Raw genomic sequence first — 25,953 nt, 5'->3', positions numbered from 1 at the left:
GCTCGTACCGTTTCTAGGGAATCCTCCGCATTCTCCAAGGACACTTCATGGACCAGATCACCCTCGGCAATGTCACCATCACCCGGGTATGGGAGTACTTCGGCTCCGTCGACATGACGCCCGACACCTTCTTCCCGGATAGCCCGAAAGAGGTGTGGGACGACAACGCCTCCTGGCTGACGCCGAACTTCCTCGATTCCGAGACCAACATCGTCAATTCCGCGATTCAGACCTGGCTGCTGCGCAGCGGGGGCAAGACCATCCTGGTCGACACCGGCGTGGGCAATCACAAGGACCGCCCCTACGCACCGGTGTGGAACCGCCTCGAAACAGGCTTCCTCGCCAATCTCGCCCGGGCCGGCGTCAAGCCTGAGGACGTGGACATCGTGATCAACACCCATCTCCACATCGATCACGTCGGCTGGAACACGTACCTGCACGACCGGCAGTGGGTGCCCACGTTCCCCAACGCCACCTATCTGATGCCGAAGGACGACTTCGACTTCTGGAATCCCGCAAACGGCCACAAGCCACTGCTCGGCCGCGGCAACCAGAACGTCTTCGAGGACAGCGTGGCCCCGGTGCACCAGGCCGGCCAAACGCTACTGTGGGAGAACAGCCACCAGATCGACGCCGACCTGCGCCTGGACCCGGCTCCCGGACACACCCCGGGCTCCTCCGTGCTGACCCTCACCTCCGGGACAGACCGCGCGGTGTTCGTCGGTGACATGCTCCACAGCCCCGTGCAGATCGTCGAGCCCCACGCCAACAGCTGCTTCTGCGAGGACCCCGCGGGCTCGCGCGCCACCCGCCGCAAGGTGCTGGGCTGGGCGGCCGACAACAACGCACTCGTGATCCCCGCGCACTTCGGCGGCCGCGGCGCCGCCGAAGTGGTCCGCGAGGCAGACAAATTCGCCATCAAAGGCTGGGCCCCCTTCGCCCCGTACACCGAGCAGGCCTGAGACCTTGAGGAAAGTCACCACCGTGAACCTCCACCACCCCGACCCCATCGTGACTACGGCACAGGGAACCGTTCGCGGCCTGCGCCAGGGCGACACCGCCGCTTTCCTCAACGTCCCCTACGCCGCCCCGCCCCGCGGCGCCGGCCGATTCGCGCCGCCCGAGCCGCACGAGCCGTGGGATGGCATACGGGACGCCACCGCGCCCGGACCCAACGCGCCGCAGTCCGAACGCAAGCTCGGCAGCGTGAACATGACTCCCTACTTCGGCACCGGCTGGAGCCGCGGCGACGACTACCTGACCGTCAACGTCTTCACACCCGCCGACGGCGGCGGTAGCGGTGGTGACGACCTGCCCGTCATGGTGTTCGTCCACGGCGGCGGATTCGTCGCCGGATCGACGCGGTCCGCGATGTACGACGGCTCCGCCTTCGCCCGCGACGGCGTCGTCCTCGTCACCCTCAACTACCGACTCGGCATCGCCGGGTTCCTCGACATCCCCGGGGCGCCCGCCAACCGCGGCCTGCTCGACGTCGTCGCCGCACTGCGCTGGGTGCGGGAGAACATCGCCGTCTTCGACGGTGACCCGCGCAACGTCACCCTGTTCGGCCAGTCGGCCGGGGCGACCATCGTCAGCGGCGTCCTCGCCACCCCCGACGCCACGGGCCTCTTCCGTCGGGCCATCGTCCAAAGCGGTAGCGGCCTAGGGGCATTCACCACCGATCAGGCCGCCCGCGTCACCCAGGCGGCAGCCGAGGCCCTGGACATCGAGCCTCACCTCGACGCCTTCGCGGACATCTCCGACGCCCGCCTGGTCGAGGCCGCCTCCCGGCTCGCGGGCATCGACCTGCACACCGAGACCCACCACGACCCACTGATCGGACTCAGCCCCTTCAGTCTCGTCCTCGACACGCAGCCCGCCGAATCCGTCGCCGCCGGGCACAGCAGCGACATCGACCTGCTCATCGGGACCAACACCGAAGAGGGAAACCTCTACCTGGTCCCCGTAGGCAAGTACTCCACGTCGACCGCCGGGGACGTCGACGACACGGCGGTGCGCTCGCACCCGAAACCGGCGCAACTCGTTGAGACCTATCGCACGACACGCCCCGAGGCGTCCCTCGGCGAGCTGCGCTCCGCCATCATGGGCGACGCGCTGTTCGGCGCGGGCAGCTGGGCCCTGGCCGGCGCACACGCCGCCCACCCCGAGTCCGCCACCTACGCCTACGAGTTCGCCTGGCGCTCCCACGCCCTGGACGGACAGCTCGGCGCCACCCACGCGGTCGAGCTGCCCTTCGTCTTCGACCGCACGGATCGGCCCGAGCTGAAAGGCCCCGACGCCCTACTCGGCCCCGACAAGCCCCCCACCGATCTCGCCACCCGCATGCACGCCGCCTGGGTCCGGTTCGCCCAGACCGGCAACCCCGGCTGGGACCCGTACGACACCGAGCGCCGGGCCACTATGCGCATCAATGCCCACTGGACCCAGGTCGACGACCCCAGAAGCCGCGAGCGCCAAGCCTGGAGCTGACCCGCATGTGGATCCGTCCGCAACCTTACAAGGAACACCGTGACCAGAACCGTCATCACCACCGAGAACGCACCCACCCTGCCGGCCCCGCTGTCCCAAGGCATCCGTAAGGGCCCCCTCCTGCAAGTCTCCGGGCAGCTCCCCTTCGACCCGGACACCGGTGAGGTCGCCGGCACCACGGTCGCCGAACAGACCACACAGGCCCTGCGCAACGTCACCGCCGTCCTAGAGGCGGGCGGCGCGGGCCTCGAGGACGTCGTGATGCTGCGCGTATACCTCACCGACCCCGCTCATCTGGCCGAGATGAACGAGGCGTACACCGCCGCCGTCGGCGAGCCCTTCCCCACCCGAACCACCGTCTACATGCAGCTTCCGCCAGGCCTGCTCGTCGAGGTCGACGCCCTGGCAGTGCTCGACGACTGATCGCGATGGCCGGTCGTCTGACGAGGACGCGCACCAACCCGAGGGTTCCACCGCCGCAACTGCCGGACCCCTGTGCAACTCGCCGGACGACCGGCACCACCCTCTGTGCCTCAGCCCGAACGCCTCATCCACGGATTGTTCAAATAATAGGGGCGTTGCCGCTGGGCGCGCGTCGACATCAACGGTGCCACCGCAGTCCGGTCTGAGCACGCCTACTACCAAGGCCAGCGACGGCAACCCGGTCCCGGCCCGGCGAGAAGGCCCAGCCTGGATCAAACCACCCCTCCCCCTGTCGCTCTCGCCACACTCGTGGTCCCGACAACCATCTACTCCGAGCGCATCGACACCCTGCCAACCGAACTCAGTGACCTGGTCCGCGCAAAGATCGGCGCCATCGCCTCCCTCTCCGGAGTCGACATCGTTCCCAGGCTGCCGAAAACCCGATCCCGCAAAATCCTGCGCCGCGCCCTTCGGCAGATCGTGGACGGGCAAACATCCGATACCCCCTCGACGATCGAGAACCCCACAGTCGCGGGGATCGTCAAAGTCCTCCGCCCCAACACCGATCCCGGGGAGCCGATGCAACCACACCATCGACTCCCCGATCCCGTACCGGTGGCGACCAAGACGACATCAGCGCCAGGCAATCGCTTCGCCGCCGCCGAGCTCGCCCCACCCTCCGCCGGTTCGCTGCATCCAGTGGTAGGTCGATACCCCCAACCACCCAACAGAATCGACAATGATGCCGCTCCATTTGGCGTGCACCGCCCGGAAACACCCCGCACCGCCGTGTTCCGGATCATCGCCGGCACTTATGCCCCACTGCGAAGCTTCGAGCACTGGCCCGCGATGAACAGTTCGGAAGCTGCCGACCACTGACAATGGGCTGGTGACGTCGCACAAGTTACCATCAGTGAATCTGTAACCTACCGCGCTGAATGAACCATCCCGAGTCTGATGCACACAGTGTCATTTGTGTGCGACCGGTCGGTCGGCACGGTATTCAGCGTAGTTTCGTGGCCTCGTACTCGGTTGGAGGGATCCGCCCGAGGCGGTGCATAAGCCTGGCGGTGTTGAACCAATACACCCACGCAGAGGTGGGCGGATTCAACCGGTCGTCGCAACAATGTGCCGTGAGGACGAGTGTACCTGTTCGGCAAACACTTCCGCTGGAGTTCTCCAACCGTGGATCTTCGAGGGCGGTTGTTGAGCGCATCAGCGACCGCCTGAAGTTCACGGAACTTGTATCGCGACAGATCAGTACCCTTCGGGAAATACTGCCGCAGGGGCCCATTCATGTTCTCGCTCGTCCCGCGCTGCCATGGACTTTACGGATCGCAGAAGTAGACACGGATACCCGTTGGTGCCGTCAACTCAGCATGACGCGCCAGTTCCCTTCCCCGATCCCATGTCACGGATCTGCGTAGATGCTCGGGCAATGGTGTCAGCGTCGCGGCCAGAGCATCACAAACGGACACCGAACCATATCCGGACAGCGCCTGGCCCGTGCTTCATCATCGCCGCTATCCCATAACCTTTCAGGCGCGGCAGATGTAGCAGTGTCGTGAATCTGCTGGTGCGCGCGACCGGCGTGCCGATCGCGGACCGGTTCAGACCTGATAGTGAGGTCGCCCCCCAATGCCCCAGCGTCTTCCGACTCTCGACCTCCTCCGGCCGAGCTCCGATGGTCACCTCATTGGTGATGAAACCGATGCGCTGCTTCCGTGCTCGCGCACGAGGCTTACGTACCGCCCGACCGGTGCGCAGGCACGCGACGAGCTCCCGCTCCAAGCCGCCACGCCCCTCGATGAAGAGCGATTGGTAGATCGCCTCATGTGAAATGCGCATCGACGGATCCTCCGGATAGTCGATCGGTAGGCGACTCGAGATCTGCTCCGGACTCCACGCCGTCGCCCACCAACGGTCACCGCGCCGAGGCTTGTTGCGGCCAATCAATCGATCGTCTTCGGCGAGCTTCGCCGGCTTCGGGCGGCTGGCGGCGAGGGCGGCCTTCCACTGTGCGGTCGACGCCCGGTATGGGGTCTTCCCATTACCGGTGGCGGCGATCCGCCGCAACTCTCGCGAGATCGTCGACGGGGATCGTCCGATCCGGTCAGCGATGTCGCGCATACTCATACCCTTGGCTCGCAGCAGCGCGATATCCTCGCGTTCGGTGAACGACAGGTACCTCCCCGAGACCGGGATCGACTCGATCGGTGGCATCCCGCCAGCCTGGCGGAACCAACATGTCCCTACCGGTCCCGACACGCCGCACGCTGTCGCTGATTCGTCCTTGTGAGACCTTCGGCGATCCGCGTCCAGAATGCCCGCTCGAGGTCTCGGCGCACCGGAGGACGTCCCGGTGACCGCATCACCGCACGCCCCGTAAACGCTGCCGCCCACCCGGGTGATCGTCCCATTCCCACACCTCCATGATCGAGGTGTTGCTTCCACCAGTTGAAGCTGGTTTGCGACCCCACGTCCGAATGGTGCGCAGCGCGTTCATCTGCTGCATCGACCGCAGCGTGCAGGCCTGGTTCACCGCCCGCTGCACGAAGGCGGTCTCCTTGGACGCCGACACCTCCCAACCGACAATCGTGCCGGCGAACGCATCGATCACGATCGTCGTGTAGCGAAGCCGGGCACCATCCGCACGTACGTGAAGTCTGCGACATAGAGGGCGTCGGGCCGGTCGACCCGAAAGTTCCGGTCGACCAGATCCGGCGGCCGCCGGCACCTATAGCTCCCGCACGGTGGTGCGAACCCTCTTCGCCCGGGTGGCACCACCCCACCCGTTGACACGCATGAGCCGCTCCACGTGCAGCGGGCCACCTCGATACCCTGGCGGCGCAGGTGGGCCCACATCTTCAACGAGCCGTACAGCGACTCCGGTCTGCGCCTACCGTGCTCGTCACGCTCGACGCAGTACGAGGCCAGCACCGCGGTGATGGTGGCGTCCCACAACGCCCGCCTCGACAACGGCCGCGTCAGCCAGGCGTAGAAGGTTCTCGGGGCGATCGTGCACTGAGCGCACGGCAGATCCGTACGACCCCGAACTGATCGCGGTGTTAGGTGTGCATCAAACTCGGGACGATTCAGAACGCGACAGGGTGCGGGTGTGGGTGCCGCCAGCAGCTGCCTATATCAGGTGGTCTTCAGTACGGAACCACGGATCCACCGGAATGACTCGGAAGCACCGACCTTGCTCGTCGACTATCCGCCCGTAGACCTTCACCTGGCGCAGAACCAACCGACGGTCGACCACTTCCACAGAAGGGTGATCCCGAGCCAGCCGAAGCAGCAGCTCGTCGAGATGTTCCAGAGAACGCAGATTCACGATGACGCAAAGGTTTGCAGGGCTGGCGACAGCTGCACAATGGCGTGTTTCGGACCAGGTTCCGATGGAACGGCCGACCACCTGCATGTCTGCGTCGGGCACCCGAATCCAGAACAGAGCCATGGAATGCCAACCTACGAGCGAACGTGCCACGTCGCATCGAAAGATGATATCGCCATGGCGACGCAGGCGGTCCAGCCTTCGTTTCACTGCTTGGGGGGTGCTGCCGAGGTCATCGGCGAGATCGGTGTAGGCACGCCTGCCGTCATGTCCCAACGCCAGGAACAAGGCGTGATCCCCGCTGTCCAATGATCTGCTCTGCGGAGTGGTTTCCGCACGAGCTATCGGCGATGGGGGTTTTCCCAGTTCATCGCGGACCTGGTCCATCTGCATGCGATTCAAGACACCCAGACGCCAGAAAATTCCACCGAACGTGCTTCCGTAAACGTGAGTGCGTAGACGAACAACTGCATCAGGAACCGGCAGCGCTTCCAACAAGGCAACAGAGATCCCAGCAAGAGTGGGGGCGAGCATCAGCGCCAGCACCTGATACTCACCGGTTGTGACGCAAACCGTGCTGATGTTTGGGACCTCGGACAGCTCCCGCGCAACGGACAACTCGGACCCCGGCCGACACAAGAATTCTACTACCGCACCGCGGGACCCCCAGTTACTTAACGACACCGAGATCCACGCCGCCCCCGATTCAGCGAGCCGCTGCCATCGACGTGCCAGAGTGACCGGCGCCAGTTCGAGGACATCACCCAGCGCCGCCCAACTGGCGCGTGGGTTGACCTGCAGAGCATCTACCAACGCAAGGTCGAGTTCGTCTAGCATGTGGCCCCTTCCCTTCGGCGGGATCCGACAATGTCGTTTTCAATCAAAATGTGCCGAGAATTAACATCTTTCCATCATTCTGTAGGTGGGATGCCGGTGCTCACGCACTCTTGTCAACATTCCATGGCAACGGCCGCCGTGCAGAACATCTGGCAAGAGTTGGAGAACACCACTATGGTCGACATTGGCGCTACTATCGATCGCGACAAGCTTTATCGGAAAATCGGCCTGCGGATTCTGCCGCTGCTTGTGCTCTGTTACACCTTCGCCTACCTAGACCGGGTAAACATCGGGTACGCAAAGCTTCAGATGACCGAGGATATAGGGATCAGCGAGTCAGCGTACGGTCTGGCAGCCGGGATCTTCTTCCTCGCGTACGCTCTCTTCGAAGTCCCCAGCAACTTGCTGCTGGAGAAAATCGGCACTCGCAAGACCCTCTTCCGGATCATGGTTCTATGGGGAATCACCTCTGCGACAATGATGTTTGTTACCAACGCGATGACGTTCTATGTACTGCGATTTCTTCTCGGGGTCTTTGAGGCCGGTTTCGCGCCTGGCATCATCTTCTACCTGACCTTATGGTTTCCGCGGGCTCGGATGGCTGGAGCGATGGCTCTGCTAATGATCCCTGGACCGCTGGGATCAATGATCGGCGGGCCGATCTCGTCCTGGACAATCACCAGGTTCAACGGAACGCTCGGTCTCGCAGGGTGGCAATGGATGTTTCTCGCCGAGGGTCTGCCATGTGTCCTGCTCGGGTTCGTCGTGTGGAAAACGTTGGTAGACCGGCCGAACCTGGCGAGTTGGCTCACCGACGCCGAGAAGGCAGTAATCCAGCAGGAGGTGTCGGATACGGAGGACGCTGCGTCCACCCATAACTTTCGACAAGTCTTGCGGGATCCCCGCATTTACGCGCTGGCCATCGGGTACTTTTGCCTGATCGGCGGCCTGTACACCGTCGCATTCTGGTTGCCGACGATTCTCAAAGAAAACGGAGTCGCAAGCACGACGCAAATCGGGCACTTGTCCGCAGCCCCCTATCTCGTCGCGCTGCTCGTCATGTTTCCACTCGCCCGCCACTCGGACAAGCGGGGCGAACGACGCCTGCACAGCTCCGTGCCAGCCCTTGCCGCTGCGGCCGCGCTTCTTATCTCAGCGCTGACGGCGAACAATTTCCTCGTCTCGTTCGTTGCGATCATCGTGGCCACAGCGTGCCTACAGGGTGCTTATGTCGTATTCTGGGCCATCCCAGCCGGCTACCTCAGCGGAACAGCCGCCGCGGGCGGTATTGCCTTCATCAACAGCATCGGCTTACTCGGCGGATTCTTCAGCCCGACACTGATCGGCTACATCAAGGATTCGACTGGAAGCGCGTCCCCCGGGTTAGTGGTCATGGCAGGGGTGGTGCTCGTCGGCGGGTTGCTGATCTTCGCGAACCGCCTTCCCCGCAAATCGCCGTTCGCGGCAGATGACCCGAGCCCCCGACCCTTGGCCCGCGACTCTGCTCCCCTTGCCAACAGAAACCCTTAGAACCGAACCATGAGGAGGAATTTACTGTGCGCATACTAGTGGCAGGCTTCCAACACGAAACGAACACATTCGCAGTGGGACCGCCCGCGAGTTACGACAGCTTCGTCAACGGCGAGGGGTTTCCCGCTCTGCGACGGGGAGACTCTGTGCACGAACTCGAGGAGGTCAACATCCCGATGGGAGGGTTCCTCAAGGAGCTCAAGAGCAAAGGTATTACGATCGTGCCGGTCATCTGGGCAGGGGCGAGCCCGTCTGCTCCAGTGACACGCGATACATATGAAAAGATCTGCGGTGAGATAACATCCGCGGCTGCCGTCGCCGCCCCCGACGCCATCTACCTCGACCTCCACGGAGCGATGGTCGCGGAGCACCATGACGATGGTGAAGGCGAACTTCTAACTCGATTGCGGGCGATCGTCGGGGAGAGAGTGCCCATCGTCGCAAGCCTGGACCTGCACGCCAATGTCACGACTCGAATGGTCGAGAACGCCGACGCTCTCGTTGCCTACCGCACGTATCCCCACACCGACATGGCCGAAACGGGGGCGCGAGCCGCGGGTTTGCTGCTCCGGCTCACTGCTGGGGAAACCCTCCATTGCGTGATTCGACGCATCCCATTTCTGATCCCGATCAACGCGGGATGCACACTCACAGACCCGGCAGGACTCGTCTACGAAAAACTCGGAGCCCTTGGGGGCGATACCTCGTGCATGTCCTTTGCCGCCGGATTCCCGAGCAGCGACTTTCCTGAGTGCGGGCCCACAGTGTGGGGATATGGAAGTGACCGGGCGGACCTTGAGCGCGCCGTCGAGCTCCTCTACAACGAAGTTGTCGGACGCGAGTCCGAATGGATGGTATCGCTACAGGGTCCGTCGGCCGCCGTGGGCGATGCCATCAGGATTGCGGGCGCATCCACCCGCCCCGTAATCATTGCGGACACCCAGGATAATCCGGGAGCTGGTGGTAACGCCAATACGATGGGCATTATCCGGGCTCTTCTCGACGCCGATGCGGAGCGCGCAATAGTCGGTGCGATTTGTGACCCCGACGTCGCTTCAGCCGCGCACGCAGCGGGACCGGGGCAACCGATCACGGTCGCTCTCGGCGGCCAATCGAGTATCCCTGGCGATGAACCCCTCAAAGAGACGTTCGTAGTGGAGCGAGTCTCAGATGGTCGGTGCCGCTTCGGCGGCCCGATGATGCGTGGCAATGAGATCGACCAGGGCCCATCCGCCTGCCTTCGAATTGGCGGCGTCAGAATCGTCGTCACAACCTGGAAGTCACAGTTATTCGACCGCAACCAATTCCGGATGGTCGGCTTAGAACCCGAAGATAGCGAAATCGTGGTCGTCAAGAGTTCGGTGCATTTCCGAGCGGACTTCCAACCGATCGCTCATTCCATTCTCGTTGCGAAGGCCCCCGGCCCTGTCGCTGCCGATCCATCGGACCTTCCATGGCAGAGGTTGGCGTCCGGGATCAGAATCGGACCACTCGGCGTGCCTTTTGGTGGGCAGAATCTAGCGAACGTCACAACAGTCGGGCTTGTCGTGGGATGAGGGTATTTCAGTAAGGAGCGAAACCGGAGTTGCCCACTCCAGGGTCTTGCGGGGTCGAGTATTCAACTGGGAGGCAACCTCGACCAGACCGCTCTGACGTATGGATGCTGAGGTCGCTGGCTATGCTGAGGTCGCTGGCTTTGGGAAAGTACTGACGCAGAGGCCCGTTGAGGTTCTCATTGCTGCCGCGCTGCCACGGCGAGTGGACGTCATCGTGCGACCGAACCGTCATCGTGTCCCGGTCCGGCGGTTGATTCCGACACGGCGGCACGCCTCAGAGTTACTCACCCCTAGCCGGATCAGCCGAGCGAACTGGTAGGCGTCCCGGTGGAGTAGTGGGGTTTGGGACTGAGCGGCGCGGCTCCGACGTAGAGAGGGCCATCGGCGGGATCTTCGGTGTGTACCGCCAAGCACGCATCGAAGAAAGAGGTCCACCGATGGCCCTGTCCCAGTCTGCCCTTTCCGAGCTACTCGACGCATTCCGTGCCGGAGAAGGCGTGGATCTGATCCGTGAATCGGTCCGGATGGTCATGCAAGAACTGATCGAAACCGAAGCCACCGAACAGATCGGCGCGGGCCGCTATGAACGCACCGAGGCCCGCACCACCGAACGCAACGGGGTCAGGCCCCGGTTGGTGGCCACCCAGGCCGGCGACGTCCCATTGCGGATCCCGAAACTTCGCCCAGCCCGATCCCGCCACCGCCGCCCCCACGGGGGACGAGGTTCGTGATCAGTTGGTCGGCCGGTTCCCCAAGATCGGTCCGCTGATGGACCAGGCGAAGGCAGAGGTTTTGGCGTTCAGCACATTTCCGCGGGCGCATTGGTCGAAAATCTGGTCGACCAATCCGTTGGAGCGGGTAAACAAGGAGAGCAAGCGCAGAGCCCGCGTCGTGGGCATATTCCCGAACGAGGCGGCCGTGATCCGACTCGTCGGTGCGGTCCCGGCCGACATGCACGGCGAGTGGCACTCCAGCGAGCGCCGCTACCTCTCCGAGGGGTCGATGGCGTTGCTGGGCCCCAGCGGCGATACTGAAGCCATCGCCGCGATCACCCGTGGCGAGTAGGCACCGAGGATTCAACCTCAAAGCCCACCACCCCACGGGGCGCTATCGCGAACTGTTCCCGCTTCTCCGTCAGAGCAATGCCGGGGTGTCCTCCGTCGCGCTGTGTCGAGTCCTGCCTCGCAACCTCCGAGTAGTGTCGCTGTTGCTTCTGGAACGCTAATCGACCAACGTCAACGAATTTCCGGGCGCCTGTAGAGACTGAGCGTCCGTACCACATTGTGTCAGGGCATGATTCGCCGTGATTCCACCACCCATGCGGCGATCTGGGCACGCGAGGTGAAGCCCAACTTGGCAAGAAGGTGTTCGATGTGTCCCTGCGCGGTACGCACAGATATCGTCAAGCGGGACGCTATCTCTCTATTGGTCAACCCCTCGGCGACCAACTCGGCGACCTCACGCTCGCGCTTGGTCGGACCGGCCTGTCCAGTGGTCGGTGTGTTTGACGCCGGACTTTGCTCACCGAGTGCGTAGGCGACCGCGGACTCCACTCCCAGCTTGTTCCCTTTTCTCTGAGCCGCGGCAAATGTCTTTTCGCTCAGCGCCCTCCGTGTATCCCGTTCGCTTCTCTCGTGGTACGGGACCAACCCAGATACGAAGATCGGGGAACTCCCCATGGCATTGCTGAGGTTTTCTGCAGCCGAGGTCAACACCACGGCTCGTTCGAAAGCACCTTCCTCGGCAGCGATCCACGCGAGTGCTTGTAGGCACATGCTGATGACGAGCCGCTCATTGACTTTCCGAGCAGCGCGGAGCGCCTGTTGGAGTAGCTCGTTCGCCCGTTCGGTATTGGCGTGTCGCCACACCACCACGGCCAGGGCCCACAGCAAATACGACCGATGCACTGCTTCACCATGCTCTTCGGTGACCGCGAGTGCACTCTCGTAACATTCGATGGCGCGCTCAGTGTGATTGAGCAACTCGTACGCGAACCCGAGACCCTGCAACAAGAGGATGTGGAGAGCAAGCGCGCTCGGCACGGCGGCGTAGGTTGGTCGTGCGGCTTCGAAATGAACTTGTGCAGAGTCGACGTCGCCGCCGTAAAAGGCACGGTAACCTTCGGCAAGGTCGATGTGCGCCCGCAGCAGAGGATCGGCCGATCGATCGGCAAGCGCCCGTCCAGCGTGGATGAGGATCGTCGATGCCTGCAGGTCGCCCTGCACTCCGGCCATCACGCTGGCCCAGAGTATTGCCTTGGCGCGGTCAACGCCTACGGTGCGGGGCGACTGCGCCAGGAGCCCATCGATCCAGCGCCGTCCTTCGGTCAATAAACCGCGCGATAACCAGAGAGGGAACAGCGCTGCGGCCATGCCAAGCCCGGACTCGGGATCTTCGGAGAGGCAAAACTCTTGTGCCTGTCGGAAGTTCGGCAGTTCGGCGACCAATCGGGTCAGCCACTCGAGTTGCCGCGGACCGACCCAGTCAGCCTCGGCGTCCGAGGACAGCTGCACGTACCAGTTTCTGTATCGGGTGCGCAGCTCGGAGTAGTCGGTGTCGGCGCGGATCTTCTCCCGGCCGTAGTCGCGCACGGTCTCGAGCATCCGGAACCGAGCGACCGGAGCCGACTGTTCTCGAATGAGAATCGACTTGTCGACGAGAGAGGTGACGGTGTCCAGGAAATCGTCAACGGTCGGGTCCTGCCCGAAGATCTGCTCGGCCGCATTGAGTTCGAAGCTACCGGCGAACATGGACAGGCGAGCCCACATCAGTTGTTCCAGGGGTGTGCACAGGTCATGGCTCCAGTCGATGCACATCCGCAGGGTCTGTTGCCGTGACGGGGCGTCTCTGCGTCCGCGGGTCAGGAACCGGTAGCGGTCGGTGAGTCGCTCGAGAATCTCCTCTGGGGAGATCGCCCGAAGTCGTGCGGCGGCCAGCTCGATCGCCAACGGCAGGCCGTCGAGGTGCTGGCATATCCGGGCGATGGTCACCTTGTTGTCGTCGGTGACCTCGAAGCCGGGCAGGACCGCGGCGCCCCGCTCGGCGAACAGTGCCATTGCGTCGTTGCCGGGCAGCCGTCTCGGCAGATGGTCGGCGTCGGGTACCGCAAGCGGGGCTATCGGTAGCGCTACCTCGCCGCTGATGCCGATCGGCTCGCGGCTGGTCAGGAGCATCCGCAGGCCCGGGCTGGTGCGGAGCAGCGCTTCGGAGAGTTTCGCGACCGCGTCGAGCACCTGCTCGCAGTTGTCCAGAACGAGCAGCACTTCGCGCGGGGCGATGAATTCCGCGAGGACCTCGGGAAGTGGCCTCGCGGTTCTGTCGCGTAAACCCAGCGCATCCGCCACCACGTTGACGAGAAGCGAGTCATCGCGCAGCTCGCCCAGATCGATCAGGAACACACCATCAGCGAAACGCGTCTGGGTTCGACCGGCGACTCGCAGCGCCAGTCGGGTCTTGCCCACTCCTCCCATCCCGGTCAAGGTCACCATGCGGGCCGTCGAGAGTAAGTTTGTGACCTTCGCCGTCTCCTCGCGACGGTCGATAAAGCTGGTCAACTCCAGCGGCAGCGCCCCGGTGCGGACTGAATGAGCAGCTGGTGACTCACTATCGTGCGGTGGGTGCGCCGGTGGTGGGTGACTGGAGTCGCCCGCGTGAGTTTTCTCGTAGCCGGCGCGCGCGGCCATGTCGTCGACAGGATAGCGATGCTGGCGTTGCAGGTGCGTCAGTTGTCTGCCCAGTTCCCCGACGGATGGCCGACTGGCAGGATCGTTTGCCATCGTCGCCTCGATCACAGTGCTGACATCGTTCGCGATGCCGTGCTCTCGCGGGTTCGGCGTCGGCTCGGTCGTGATCCGGACGAACTGGGCGACCAGTTGCTCACCACTCCGGCGTTCGAAGGCAGCGTGGCCGGTGGCGGCGGCGAACAAGGTCGCGCCCAGACCGTACACATCGGCGGCCGGACTCGGTGCGCCACCGGCAATGACCTCGGGTGCCGTGAAGGCCGGCGATCCGGTCACAACTCCAGCGGTGGTTTCGAACCCGCCCGAGATGTGCGCGATCCCGAAGTCTGTCAACGCGGGATCCCCGTAATCGGTGAGCAAAATGTTAGCCGGCTTGACGTCACGATGGAGGATACCGAGGTCGTGGGCGGCTTGTAGGGCACCGGCGATCTTGACGCCGACGCGCAGCACCTCCTCCAGTCTCAACGGACCCCGCCTGCGGATGCGGGCATCGAGAGAGTCATGGGCATAGAAGGGCATGACAATGTACGGCCGGTCGTGCTCGGTGACTCCGACCTGCAGGACGTTGACGACATTGGGATGGCCGGTCAGCCGGCCCGCGGCACGCTGCTCACGCAGAAATCGCGCACGGCTGTCCTCGTCGAGATCCCCGGTCAGCACCTTCACCGCCACAGTGCGATCGAGCGCAGTCTGCCGACAGCGGTAGACGACCCCGAAACCCCCGCGCCCGATCTCCGCGGCGTCGGCGAACCCGGCCGCCGCCAAGTCCGCGACGACCGACCCGGCCACATCCGGACGGGTAGCGAAGGGATCAAACTCATTCATGAAGGGCCTCGGATTGCCGAACCGTGTCGATTGTGTGCCCGCTCGAAGTTACTCGTCCCAACGTCGAGCCGCGCAGAGTTAACCGACGCCGCACCTCGATGTCGTGAGGACTACTCGTCGAGTCGGTGTTTGGTCTCCGGGTCGAAGCGCAGCGCGATGGGATCGCCCAACGGGAACCGCCCTGACCTCGACTCCGTCTTTTCTCGCTCTTCTCGTCCGCCGGTGCGCACGAGTGTGCCCCGGCGTCGGGGGGGGTGACGCCGGGGCACTGGGGTGTTCTAGGAACAAAATCTGGGGGGATGCTCACCAGAACGTATCCGAGTCTACGGATCGCCACCGACAGGAAATCGGGCGGCCGGGATTTTTCAGTCAGTCAAACTTGAGTGGAGTAAACCACCGGTCGGCCTGTGGTTGCGCACCGGAGCAGGGCGGGATCCGCACCGTCTCCCCGCTTGAGGCTGGTGGTAGGACGTTATTTCAATGTGCAGTTTGCGCAGACCAAGCGCGTCTCAGGCATGGACCGGCCACAGATGAGCAGTGAGACCTTCCCCCAAGTGAAGGGCGAGCGTCCTAACGGGCAAACTCACCGCCCGTTCGGATCTGTGAAGGTCAGCCCACGGCGGGCGGCTCAACTTGCCTGCGAAGAATTTTGCCGGTCGGTCCTTTCGGGAGGCTGGGGACAAACCAAATCTGCCGGGGGTACTTGTACTCGGCGAGCCTGGCGCGAACAAACTCGATTATCTCAGACGGCTCGACGTGCGCTCCGCGTTTGAGCGATACGGCAGCTCCGATTTGCTCCCCGAGATGGGTGTGTTTGATACCTACAACAGCTGCCTCGGCAACAGCTGGATGCTCGTACAGAACCTCTTCCACTTCGCGTGGGTACACGTTGTAACCACCCCGAATGATGATGTCCTTTTTCCGGTCAACGATGCTGTAGTAGCCATCGCTATCTCGTGTGGCGATGTCTCCTGTGCGGAACCAGCCGTCGCTTATGGCCTCCGCGGTGGCCGCCGGACGAGCCCAGTATCCCTTCATCACGTTCTCGCCGCGAATTTGGATTTCTCCGGCCTCATCACATCCGACAATTTCGTTGTCGCCGTCGTCGACTAGTCGCAGCGTGCATCCGCGCACGGGAATCCCGATCGTGCCGGCTTTGCGTGGGTGTCCGGGCTGGTTGAAACAAGCGATGGGTGCGGTTTCAGAAAGTCCGTACCCCTCGTAAATCTCGCATTCGAATGTTTGTTCGAATGCCTTGAGAACCTCGACAGGCATCGGCGCCCCCCCTACGATGCAGCAGCGAAGATGGGATAGCTCGACGGAGTCGGCGTCGGGAGAGTTGAGCATCGCGGAGTACATGGTGGGGACCCCTTCGAGAACTGTAACCTCATCTCGAACCAGAACACGCAGGGCTGATTCCGCGTCAAACTTGGGGATCAGAGTCAGGAGCGCTCCTGACTTCACCGCGGCATTCAGCCCACAGGTTAGGCCGAACACGTGGAACAGTGGCAGGCACCCCAAGATGACATCACTGGACCCGGTCTGAATCAGAGTCTCAGCAGTCGTCGAAGCATTGGTCGACATATTCTCGTGGGTGAGTTCCGCTCCCTTAGGACTCCCCGTCGTCCCAGAGGTATAGAGAAGAACTGCGGTGTCGTCACGGCTACGCTCCACAGGTTCATCGATCGGGTTCCCAGTCAGATCAGCGTCGCTCGGACCACGGTCGTCGACCAACAGCGCGGGAATCTTCTTCGCTAGTGCGGCTTTCGCAACCAGATCCCCGCGAGACCGCGGGCCATAGATGAGAGCCATCCCAGAATCGTCCAAGTAATATGTGATCTCACGCTCCTTGAGCATGGGGTTGATCGGAACTGCGACGGCGCCTGCCATCAGAATCCCGTAGAAGATGACCGGAAACGCAGGGACGTTCGGCAGTACGATGCCGACCCGATCGCCGGATCGAATACCTCGCGAATGCAGGTCGCCCGCCACTGCCGCAGCGGCACGATGGAACTCTGCATAATCCAAGGTGGTTTCATCAAGCCGGATCGCGGGTCGATCGCCCAGTAGCCGAGCAGTCTCGACAAGATTGTTCGCAAGATTTGATGACATCGAAACGACTTCTCCTGGGTTGGCGTGGCGTCAGGAGGGCTACGGATGCGCCAGCGCTTCGGGAAGTGAAAGAGCGTCGCGCAAGTGAGCGTACCGACCTGAATTACGAGTTACTACGCGAGCGGGTCTCGCCAGCGTGCCGATGAACGTTGCCCGTCGTGGTTCACATACGTACAATAGACGATGTGTCGAGTATAATCAACGTACAGTCGAGGCACTTCGCCAGTTGCTTGCCTACGCAATGAGGACGAGGGCTGACTTGACGCTGCGCCGTTGATGGTTGACGCTCGCGCGAGCCGAGGACTTTGCACGGAAAGCACATGGATTGTCGAGTCGTGAAATGGGCGCCGAGTCACCAATTCCGCCCCAGTCTTTGACTATCAACATGACCATTAAATCGGTATCTGTATTCCAACTTGGTCAAGACCGAACTGGGAATTTGCCCCCGATAGTTCTACCGAACTGCCGTGCAATCCGAGAGACCATCTCGGGCGATGCAGCATGGCAAATCGTGGACGGACACCGCACCCCCGGCTACATATGCAGGTTGAACTAGCCTACTCTGTAGGCATGGCGACTTCGTTCTCAAACGGTCTCAACGGATCCGAACCCCGGACTGGTAGGCGCAATCTCAAGGGCGACAGGCGCGAGCAAGCAATCCTCGAGGGCGCATATGAGATTCTGCGCACCGAGCCGTTACGGAACGTTTCGATTGATGACCTTGCCAAGCGAGCGGGTTTGTCGCGTTCATCCTTCTATTTTTATTTCGAATCTAAATGGCAGGTTCTTTCGGCGCTTCTATCGAGTGTGACGGCCGATGTGTTCACTGCATCAGCAATGATCTTCGAGCGACCTCCCGGGATTTCTCCGGAGGCTGCCATCGAGCATGCAGTATCGGAGGTCATGGTCGTGTGGGAGCGGCATGGACACGTCCTGCGCGAGGTCGGTGATGCAGCGGCGGCCGAACCCACTTTGGGGGCCCAGTGGGACAAAATACTGGGTCGTTTTGTCGATGCGGCGGCCGCTGCGATCGAGCGCGACAGAGTTGCGGGTGTGGCTCTTGATGGACCACCGGCTCGTTCACTGGCGGCAGCGCTCATTTGGATGGGCGAACGGAACCTGGGACTTATGAGCATGCGAAGCGAGAATGCAATTCGCACCGAAGACATGGTGGAGACGGTCACCACAGTGTGGCTTAGAACGGTATTCGGTTTGGAATGGAGAGGCCGCTCGAAGAGCGATTAGTTCGGGTCGTTCAGAGCAATCGCAGCGAACTGGTTAAAAAAACCGGTTCGCTGCGATCGATTTGTTCTATTCAGCTTTGTCGCGCATGGAAAATGCGGACTTCAGGAAGTGGGTTCTCTTCCAGTCGAAGATAGGTCGAGTTGTTACTGTGGTTGATCGGCGGCCATCTTTGCCATGTTCAGTCCCGGCATCAGCATATGGCCACCGTCAACGTGCATCTCGAGTCCGGTTGTCCAACGAGACTCGTCGGACGCAAGCCACAGCACCGCTTCGCTCATGGCAAGTGGTGGCAGCAACCCGACATCGCGAAGGGCAGACCAGTACTTCGCGCCTTCGAGGTCTTCTTTCACGCCCTGACCGGGGCCTTTACCTGCACAGAGATCATATCCACCCTGCCAGTCGAGGGCTGGAGTATCAGTCGGCCCCGGGAGCAAGATATTGACTCGAATTCCGTACTGACCAAACTCGAGCGCAGCGCTTTTCGCCAGCCCTATTACGCCGTGCTTCGACGCGACATAGTGGGCGTAATGGGGTGACCCTTCCACGCCGTTGCCGGAAGAGGTCACGATGATCGAGCCGCCGCCCCGTTCCGTGATCGCCGGCGACACTGCCTTCAAGGTGCGCCACACCCCGGTGATATTGACGTCTAGAACAGCGGTGAATTCGTCTTCAGGGATGTCGTGGAACGGGTGTACGGTCCAGATCCCGGCGTTGGCGACCGCAACGTCCAGACCACCGAATGCCTTTACGCCGTCAGCAACCAGTTTGTCGAGCGACGACTGCTTCCGGACATCTCCCTCGTGTGCAATGATTCGTCGTCCCAGTGCTTCGACCTCTTTGACGGTGATCTGGAGGTCATCAGATGATCCGGTCGGATACGGGAGTCCGGTGTCCGGCGGACAGTCGATGGCGAGGATATTGGCGCCCTCCTCAGCGAGCCGGATTGCGTGTGCCCGTCCCATTCCACGTGCCGCACCTGTTACCAGGGCGACCTTTCCGTCCATGCGTCCCATTGGTCTCTCCTCTTGTGAGTGTGCATCGGATTGGTTGTGCCTCCCGGTGATCGGCGTACCGGGTACCGGGTGACCACTTGTGTTCGTTGACTTGCCTAATGGCGGTGCAGTTCTGGCCCCGGTTTCTCCCCCACATTCACAAATGGTGGAGGCCGTCGGGAGGCAACGTTCGCAGCGCTACGGTGTGCTTTCCGTCGGGGTGATGAGCTGTAGCAGTATGTCGATTCCAGGTGGCTCGGTCCATACATGCTCTGAGTCGGCGATGATGAAAGGAGCTCCGATCGGGTCCGGTCGTCCGGGCCCGCGGATCGTGCATCCAGCGAGATCGAGTTCGCTCGTGTTTCCGTCGAACCGCAACGCGATGTGGTCGAGCTTTGCCGAGGCTCCGCCCAGCGCGAGATCGAGAACGTCCGGATCGTCGATGGTGTAGAGCTCGACATTGGCCGACGCTATCGCGAGAAACGTCGCGCGGATGGCGAGAGAGGGTGCCTGGAAAGTGTGCGCGATGCTGACGTTGAATCTGCTCTGCCAATGTGTGGTGGCCAACTCGAGATCGCGGACGAGTATCCCCACATGATCCAGCCGCGGAGTGCTGTCTTTTCGAGCATCGTCGGAAGGCGAGGATGAGGAGAGATCGATCATCGTCATTGGTGCCTCGCGGCGACGAAATGAGGGGACACGCCCGTTCGGGGTTCAGTCCAACGTTGGGTGACGACCTTGGACTTGGTGTAGAAGCGATATGCATCGTAGTTGAGCCCGTCATCGCCGAACCGCGAGTCGCCCCAACCTCCGAATCCGAACCAAGAGATCGGAACTGGAATGGGAACGTTGATCCCGACGCTTCCGGCCTGGACGCTGTGAACGAATCGGCGACCGGCCACTCCACTTGCGGTGAAGATGGTCGCACCATTGCCATATGGGCTGGCGTTCACGATGCGCAGTGCTTCGTCGAGATCATCGACGCGGACCACACTCAGGATCGGTCCGAACACCTCGTTCTGATAGAGATCGCTGTCGACGCTTACGTTGTCGACCAAGCTGGGGCCGATAAAATAGCCGGCGTCGGACGCTATGGTGACACGGCCGTCTACAACGACTTTTGCGCCTTGGCTAGGTGCCGCCTCCAACGCACCTCTGACTCGTTCGATGGCGACCTCTGAGATGAGTGGCCCCATGTCGGTGCCTTCGGCGTTCCCCGGTCCGGTACGGAAGGCGGTGGCCCGCTCCGCGGTCTTGGCAACTAGCTCGTCCGCGATTTCCCCGACCGCTACCGCGATGGGCACGGCCATGCATCGCTGACCGGCGGCGCCGTATGCGGCCGACGCCAGTGCGTCCGCTGCTGCGTCCAGGTCGGCGTCAGGCATGACGACCATATGGTTGTTCGCTCCACCCAGTGCCTGCACCTTCTTGCCGGCAGCGGCGGAACGGCTGTAGATCTCACGCGCAACCGGGGTGGAGCCCACAAAGGAAATGGCAGCGACGTCCGGGTGGTCGATCAGCGCGTTCACCGTGTCAACGCCACCGTGCACGACGTTGAAGACACCGTCGGGTAGCTCGGCTTCGGCGAGCAGTTGCGCCAGCCGCACCGAGGCGGATGGCACTCTCTCGCTTGGTTTGAGCACGAACGAGTTACCGCAGGCGATCGCGGCCGCGAACATTGACACCGGCACCATGATGGGGAAGTTGAATGGGGTGATACCAGCACACACTCCGAGTGGCTGGCGGAACGAGTATGTGTCAACTCCCCTGGAGACCTGTTCTGCGTACTCACCTTTGAGGTGCTGCACGACGGAGATCGCAACTTCGACAGCTTCCACAGAACGGGCGACCTCCCCTCTCGCGTCTGCGAGAGTTTTCCCCTGCTCCGAGGTGATGATCGATGCAAGCTCGTCACTGTGCTCGAGCATCAGGGCGCGGAAGCGGTGGAGAGTGGTCGCGCGGACGGGGGCCGGGGTCGAAGCCCAGGCCCCCGCAGCGCTTCGGGCGCTGGTTACAGCCGTGTCGACGACAGCAGCGTCGCCCAGCTCAACAAGCCTCAGTACGTGACCCGTGGCTGGATCGACAACCTCCGACCTCCGCCCGTTCGTCGAGCTGGAGGAGGTGCCAGCGATCCAGTGCGGCACCGTTGCAAGATGGACATCGTTTGTAATCACAGAAACTCCATAGTCACGAAGAGGCGAGTTGATGTTGTGGGCCGCTTAAGCTTTGGCGTCCCGGGGGTGCGGCAACTCGGGGAACATCTCCAAGCCATAGTTCGTCTTGAGATTCTCCACCTCTGCGGCTAGCTGCTCCGGAGTGCGCAATTCGCGATCGCGCGCTTCGTAGAAGTACTTGTCGATGCCGCCGCCGGGCTCGAATCCGCTGCTGTCGGGGCCCGGAACGAAGATCACGAGGATCCTCGCCTCTTCTCCGACTACCTCGTAGGTATGCCGCTGATCCTTGCGCCCCCAGACGAATTGACCCGCGCCGGCATTGTAGGACCCGGCTTCGGTGTGGATCTTGATTTCACCGTCCATCACGAAGAAGCCTTCCTCTTCGCGGTGATGGATGTGCCAGACCGGCTCGGTTCCGCGAACCCAGTTGGTCTCGATGATGATCAGCTGGCCATTGGTGCTTTCACCGGTCGCATGAATCCAGAAATCTACACCGGTCATGAAGTCGCCGGTCATGTTGAAATGCACATCGCTGCGGTGGGAGACGTAGCTCTCCCCGTCTCGGTTTGTCGTCGGCTGAATCTGGTCGACATCAGACTTCGTGACCATGAGGGCCCCTTTTTCGTTGCTTGCCGTGGTGATGAGTGACGTCACGGCTCGGACATTTTTGAGACTAGACTCACAGTTGATAAGAGTCAACACTCTGTCGGATTTCGACAAATCTGCAGTTCAAAGGGATAATCCGGGTGCAGGCCGACGCGCGGCCAGGCCACTGGTCCGCGCATAATCGACACAACGTTGACGAGGACCAACACTAAGTGCAAAGTTGGAACACCGACGTGCGACCCGACTAGTCGACGGTCGTACGCCCCTGACAGCAGCAATGGAGGAGACGACTGGTGAGTCCGCTACGAAAGCGCATAGGTGCCGCGACGAAGATCCGTGCAGGCCATTCATGAGCGATCTGCACCCTCAGGTACTCGAGTTGCTGGCGTCCCTGTCAACGAATCCACCGGCGCAGCCGTGGGAAGTGTCCATCACCGCGTACAGGGCGGTCGGCGAGAAATTGATCGGGTTGGCAGGTGATCTCAATCCACATTGCGACGTGAGGGACTTAGAGATTCCCCTTCGCGGGAGGGTCCTCAATGCCCGGAGTTACTCTCCCAAAGGCACAACCGGGGCAGCGCCGTGTGTCGTGTACTTCCACGGTGGCGGTTTCGTCAGGGGCAGCCTGGACTCTCATGACCGACTGTGTCGCGAGTTGAGCGTCCAGGGCGCTCTCCGCGTGATCTCGGTGGCGTACCGCCTTGCGCCCGAAAATACCTATCCGAGCGCTCACGCCGATGCGATCGAGTCGTTTTGCTGGGTGGCCGATCGTTCTGATGAACTGAGAATTGACGGCGAAGCACTGGCGGTTGCTGGAGACTCCTCTGGGGGGATGCTCGCAGCGGCGACCGCAGCGACTCTCAACGCACGTACAGACGGTGCGTCGGTCAAGGCGCAGGGACTTCTGTGCCCGGTGCTAGATCTGACCTTGAGTAGTGACTCTGTAAACAGATACGGATCGGCGCCTCTTCTTTCGCGTGCCGCACTCGAATGGTGTATCGATCAATACGTGCCCAACGTGTGGCTTCGAAAGTCACCGGAAGTCTCGCCGTTGTTCAGTATGAATCTGAACAACGCCCCGCCTGCGCTCATCATCAACGCAGAGATCGATCCAGTGTCAGATGATGCCAGTCGATACGCGTCTGAACTGCAAGCTTCGGGCGTCGCAGTCATCCAACACGAGTATGCGGGCATGCCGCATAGCTTCTTTCTACTCGCCGGCGTGGTGGACGAGGGAGAGCGTGCTATCACTGGCTTCGCGGAAGGGTTGTCTAGATTGCTGCGCTAGGTGATCTGGGTCGAGCAACTCGCTACGTCGTCATCACTCATCACATCGGCCCGGTTTCGCCATCACATCGGCCCGGTTTCGCTCAGAGCTGCGTGGCTTCATTTTGGCGGTCGATGCCACGCTTTCCAACTTCCCAACTTCACACGAAAGCGGGCTTCGCACGAAAGCGGCGGGCCGCACATCACAATTTCATGCGATGTGCGGCCCGCCGACTGTATTCCCGTTCCTCCTACTGCAGGGCTACGCGGAAGACCTGAAACTCGATGACGGGTCCTGGTGTAATTCGCCCTTGTCCCACGAAGATGGTCTGATTGACCCAGCCGTACCTATCGTCCCCGCACTCGAGGCGCGGAGTAGTGACAAAGTAGTGGTCGCCAAAGTTCGTGCTCGATTCCCCGCCGGTCAATGCGGCTGCGGCAGCTTCGGTCACCTCGACCAGGCCCTGGTAGCTCATGTAGATGACGGCACCGTCGTCGGTATGGAACTGAGCGCGCACATCCAGGCGCCCGAATCCGTCATCTCCAGCCAGAAGCCAGTCACCGCCGCCGATGGCTGCTGTACCGCTCAGTCGATCACCCTTTACAGTGCCGCCGGTAACGGGGAGGACCTGCCGCATTCCGTATGGTCCAGGACCGACGACCTGCGGCGCAGCGAGTTCTGCGGTGTACGAAAATTCCGGGATGAGCTTCACTTGCTTACCTCCAGGCCTGCGGCTGCCATCACCTGGGACATACCCTCGGCAATGACTTCGACGCCGAAGGCTTGTTCGACGATATTTGGATCGAAGTACTCGCGAATCAAGACCACCTTGCCGCCTCTGATTCGCATGTGCGTGCAATAGGTGTTCGCGTACACGTGTCCGTTCTGCGTTACGGTCGCCTCGCCGTGTAGCTCAAGCACGAACAGCTCGGGATCAGTCGTGTCGTGCACAACCAACGAGTCGATCTTCAGGTCGGGCACGGACTTGAAGAACCAGTCGATGAAGTGGCCGATGAGTTGGCGGCCGGGGACGGTTTTCGCAAGCGGCTCAGGGGCGAACGGCATCTCCCAAACAGCATCTTCGGCGAACCAGTCTTTCCAAGCCTCCAGCGCTTTCCCGGTCGGCGGCCCGCTGTCGAGGTCGCCCCAAAAACCATCCACTACCTTGCGATTTTCTGCTTGTGTACTCACAGTCGCCTCCTTGGTGGGCTCTGGCGACGACTGATGCGCCAGCCGCCGTAGCCTCAAAGAATGCCCGTCCTGTCGGTTATAGTCAACAGTGTGTCGACACGATTCTGCGACAGGCGCACCTAGCCTTCGCCGCATTTGTGGACGGTGTGTTGATTATCGACGACTGTGAGTCTAATCTCAGGGTGGTCGGCCCAAGAATCGACTGGACAGGGTGCCCGCGAAGCCGCATTCCGGCGGGCTCGAGAGGCATTCCGCTTTGGGCATTTATGCGCCACTTAAGGAGATGTGATGAGCACTTTGACCAACCGGCTCTACCGATTGCGGAGTCGTCCGGAGGGGGAAGTAACTGCCGATAACCTGGAATTGTTGGAAGAGCCGGTTGCCGAGATCCTTGATGGGCAAGCGCTTATTCGGACGCACTACTTGTCGGTCGACCCCACGAATCGTGTGTGGATGAGTGCGATGCGTTCCTACATCCCTCCGGTCGAATTGGACGCGGTCATGCGCGGGGCCGGTGTTGGGCAGGTCGTGGCCAGCCGACGTGACGATCTTCCTGTCGGCTCGTTTGTTGTGGGATTGACTGGCTGGCAGGACTATTGCGTAGCTGATGCAGCGAGTGAAGATATGTCATTTACAGTCCTACCCGATCCGCTACCGGCCCCCCTCCCCGCGTTCGTCGGAGTCCTGGGCCACACCGGAATATCGGCGTACCTCGGTGTCGAGTTCGGTGATCCTCGACCGGGAGAGACTTTCTTTGTATCCGCTGCGGCCGGAGCAGTGGGATCTATTGCAGGTCAGCTCGCAAAGCGGCGGGGGGCCCGTGTGGTCGGTATCGCAGGCGGCGCCGAGAAATGTCGATACCTGGTAGAAGAGTTGGGGTTTGACGCGTGTATTGACCGACATGCTGGTGACTGGCAGAAGCAACTCGACGACGCCACGCCTGATGGTATCGACGTGGACTTCGAAAATGTTGGCGGCGAAATCATGGACCACGTTTTCGGCCGACTGAACATCGGGGCACGAATAACGCTCTGCGGGCTGGTTTCCGAGTACAACGACTATAACGGCGATAACGCCCAACGTGGCCTGCGTAATGTCAGTCAGCTGCTCATGCAGCGGGCAACTTTGCAAGGGTTCATCGTTTTCGATCACGTGGATCGGTACGCAGAGATCATTGGACAGCTATCGCTGGCTCTCAGTGCCGGCACCCTGCGCTCCGCGGAGACCGTGGTCGACGGTCTGGAGAATGCGAGACATACTCTTAACCGCAGTCTCGCCGGCGAGAACAAAGGGAAGGTCGTGGTCAAGGTGAGCACCGACTAACCGAACAACGTCAGATGGCTGGGCCTCCCAGTCAAGTCCCGCCAGGCTCGCCTCATCGACTTTTCTGGCGATGCCCTGCTCGGCTGGCGGTAGAGAACTCGAGCGCCCCCGGGGCCGCTTCGCACCCGTCCTCTCGGACGATCCTCAGTGCGGCAATCGATTGCCTCGGCTTCATGGTGTTCTGCCGCTTGCTGGGGCTCACGGACTTGACTCGAAAAATGGACCGTGACGCTGTCCTGTTCGGGGTGGCGAACCATCGGGTGGCGGCACGGTCGAAGTCGTCGTGGTCTTCAGTAGCACTAGCG

At 61.9% G+C, this 25,953-nt stretch carries 18 protein-coding genes and 4 pseudogenes; 10 read left to right on the top strand and 12 right to left on the bottom strand.

The annotated features are described in order from the left end of the window. The first annotated feature begins 47 nt into the window (after positions 1-47). The 4 genes from JWS14_RS47320 to JWS14_RS47305 all read left to right on the top strand — a co-directional run bounded on the left by JWS14_RS47320 (position 48) and on the right by JWS14_RS47305 (position 3,792). Positions 48-962: an MBL fold metallo-hydrolase gene (locus JWS14_RS47320; RefSeq protein ID WP_133988318.1), complete on the top strand. Its 915-nt coding sequence runs from the start codon at positions 48-50 to the stop codon at positions 960-962. Positions 963-984: 22 nt separating this feature from the next. Further along, positions 985-2,490: a carboxylesterase/lipase family protein gene (locus JWS14_RS47315; RefSeq protein ID WP_133988319.1), complete on the top strand. Its 1,506-nt coding sequence runs from the start codon at positions 985-987 to the stop codon at positions 2,488-2,490. Between the two features lie 39 nt (positions 2,491-2,529). Then, entirely contained in the window at positions 2,530-2,913 is a 384-nt protein-coding gene (locus JWS14_RS47310) for a RidA family protein (RefSeq protein WP_105421003.1), read from the top strand. A 309-nt stretch (positions 2,914-3,222) separates the two neighbouring features. Further along, a complete protein-coding gene (locus JWS14_RS47305) occupies positions 3,223-3,792 on the top strand; it encodes an AMP-binding enzyme (RefSeq protein ID WP_241031890.1) in 570 nt (189 codons plus the stop codon). Positions 3,793-4,020: 228 nt separating this feature from the next. On the opposite strand, the pseudogene JWS14_RS47300 reads toward JWS14_RS47305, so the two are convergent. From JWS14_RS47300 to JWS14_RS47285, 3 genes and pseudogenes are all read right to left on the bottom strand, one after another. Beyond that, positions 4,021-5,333 (bottom strand): annotated as a pseudogene (locus JWS14_RS47300) (IS30 family transposase). A gap of 48 nt (positions 5,334-5,381) precedes the next feature. Further along, positions 5,382-5,981, bottom strand: a pseudogene (locus JWS14_RS50955) (DDE-type integrase/transposase/recombinase); the annotation flags it as partial. A gap of 71 nt (positions 5,982-6,052) precedes the next feature. Continuing rightward, entirely contained in the window at positions 6,053-7,087 is a 1,035-nt protein-coding gene (locus JWS14_RS47285; RefSeq protein WP_133988323.1) for an Lrp/AsnC family transcriptional regulator, read from the bottom strand. A gap of 174 nt (positions 7,088-7,261) precedes the next feature. On the opposite strand from JWS14_RS47285, the gene JWS14_RS47280 reads away from it, so the two are divergent. Together JWS14_RS47280 and JWS14_RS47275 are read left to right on the top strand one after the other, a co-directional pair. Beyond that, entirely contained in the window at positions 7,262-8,617 is a 1,356-nt protein-coding gene (locus JWS14_RS47280; RefSeq protein ID WP_206017315.1) for an MFS transporter, read from the top strand. 26 nt (positions 8,618-8,643) lie between these two features. Beyond that, a complete protein-coding gene (locus JWS14_RS47275) occupies positions 8,644-10,173 on the top strand; it encodes a M81 family metallopeptidase (protein ID WP_133988324.1) in 1,530 nt (509 codons plus the stop codon). Here the strand turns inward: JWS14_RS47275 and JWS14_RS50950 are convergent. Next, positions 10,135-10,384 (bottom strand): annotated as a pseudogene (locus tag JWS14_RS50950) (transposase); the annotation flags it as partial. The gene JWS14_RS47275 and the pseudogene JWS14_RS50950 overlap by 39 nt on opposite strands. Before the next feature lie 226 nt (positions 10,385-10,610). Here JWS14_RS50950 and JWS14_RS47270 point away from each other — a divergent pair. Continuing rightward, positions 10,611-11,238, top strand: a pseudogene (locus JWS14_RS47270) (transposase). A gap of 221 nt (positions 11,239-11,459) precedes the next feature. On the opposite strand, the gene JWS14_RS47265 reads toward JWS14_RS47270, so the two are convergent. Then, the gene (locus JWS14_RS47265; protein ID WP_206017094.1) at positions 11,460-14,738 is read right to left on the bottom strand and encodes a protein kinase domain-containing protein; all 3,279 of its coding nucleotides are present in this window, start codon (positions 14,736-14,738) and stop codon (positions 11,460-11,462) included. A 609-nt stretch (positions 14,739-15,347) separates the two neighbouring features. Further along, on the bottom strand, positions 15,348-16,850 hold the full coding sequence (locus JWS14_RS47260) for a long-chain-fatty-acid--CoA ligase (RefSeq protein ID WP_206017093.1): 1,503 nt from the start codon (positions 16,848-16,850) through the stop codon (positions 15,348-15,350). 570 nt (positions 16,851-17,420) lie between these two features. Here JWS14_RS47260 and JWS14_RS47255 point away from each other — a divergent pair. Further along, entirely contained in the window at positions 17,421-18,095 is a 675-nt protein-coding gene (locus tag JWS14_RS47255) for a TetR/AcrR family transcriptional regulator (RefSeq protein ID WP_133988328.1), read from the top strand. A gap of 143 nt (positions 18,096-18,238) precedes the next feature. Here JWS14_RS47255 and JWS14_RS47250 read toward each other — a convergent pair whose 3' ends face one another. The 4 genes from JWS14_RS47250 to JWS14_RS47235 form a co-directional block, all read right to left on the bottom strand. After that, positions 18,239-19,108, bottom strand: coding sequence for a mycofactocin-coupled SDR family oxidoreductase (locus JWS14_RS47250; RefSeq protein WP_133988329.1), 870 nt, complete (start codon positions 19,106-19,108; stop codon positions 18,239-18,241). 177 nt (positions 19,109-19,285) lie between these two features. Beyond that, entirely contained in the window at positions 19,286-19,756 is a 471-nt protein-coding gene (locus tag JWS14_RS47245; RefSeq protein ID WP_241031889.1) for a VOC family protein, read from the bottom strand. Then, positions 19,753-21,258: a CoA-acylating methylmalonate-semialdehyde dehydrogenase gene (locus JWS14_RS47240; RefSeq protein WP_133988473.1), complete on the bottom strand. Its 1,506-nt coding sequence runs from the start codon at positions 21,256-21,258 to the stop codon at positions 19,753-19,755. Before JWS14_RS47240 ends, JWS14_RS47245 begins: the two co-directional genes overlap by 4 nt. A gap of 48 nt (positions 21,259-21,306) precedes the next feature. After that, positions 21,307-21,870 (bottom strand): cupin domain-containing protein, encoded by a 564-nt coding sequence (locus tag JWS14_RS47235; protein ID WP_133988475.1) that lies wholly within the window; start codon positions 21,868-21,870, stop codon positions 21,307-21,309. A gap of 274 nt (positions 21,871-22,144) precedes the next feature. Here JWS14_RS47235 and JWS14_RS47230 point away from each other — a divergent pair, with 274 nt between their 5' ends. Then, entirely contained in the window at positions 22,145-23,155 is a 1,011-nt protein-coding gene (locus tag JWS14_RS47230; RefSeq protein WP_338051812.1) for an alpha/beta hydrolase, read from the top strand. A gap of 229 nt (positions 23,156-23,384) precedes the next feature. Here JWS14_RS47230 and JWS14_RS47225 read toward each other — a convergent pair whose 3' ends face one another. Then, a complete protein-coding gene (locus JWS14_RS47225) occupies positions 23,385-23,846 on the bottom strand; it encodes a DUF3237 domain-containing protein (RefSeq protein ID WP_133988331.1) in 462 nt (153 codons plus the stop codon). Next, positions 23,843-24,325 carry a nuclear transport factor 2 family protein gene (locus tag JWS14_RS47220; RefSeq protein WP_206017091.1) on the bottom strand — a complete coding sequence of 161 codons (483 nt, stop codon included), beginning with the start codon at positions 24,323-24,325 and terminating at the stop codon, positions 23,843-23,845. The genes JWS14_RS47225 and JWS14_RS47220 overlap by 4 nt, the downstream gene beginning before the upstream one ends. Before the next feature lie 288 nt (positions 24,326-24,613). Here JWS14_RS47220 and JWS14_RS47215 point away from each other — a divergent pair, with 288 nt between their 5' ends. Further along, the gene (locus tag JWS14_RS47215) at positions 24,614-25,648 is read left to right on the top strand and encodes an NADP-dependent oxidoreductase (RefSeq protein ID WP_206017090.1); all 1,035 of its coding nucleotides are present in this window, start codon (positions 24,614-24,616) and stop codon (positions 25,646-25,648) included. Positions 25,649-25,953 lie beyond the last annotated feature (305 nt).

This window comes from Rhodococcus koreensis, assembly GCF_017068375.1.
Classification (GTDB): domain Bacteria; phylum Actinomycetota; class Actinomycetes; order Mycobacteriales; family Mycobacteriaceae; genus Rhodococcus_F; species Rhodococcus_F koreensis.
This window is presented reverse-complemented; position numbering and strand designations above follow the sequence as displayed.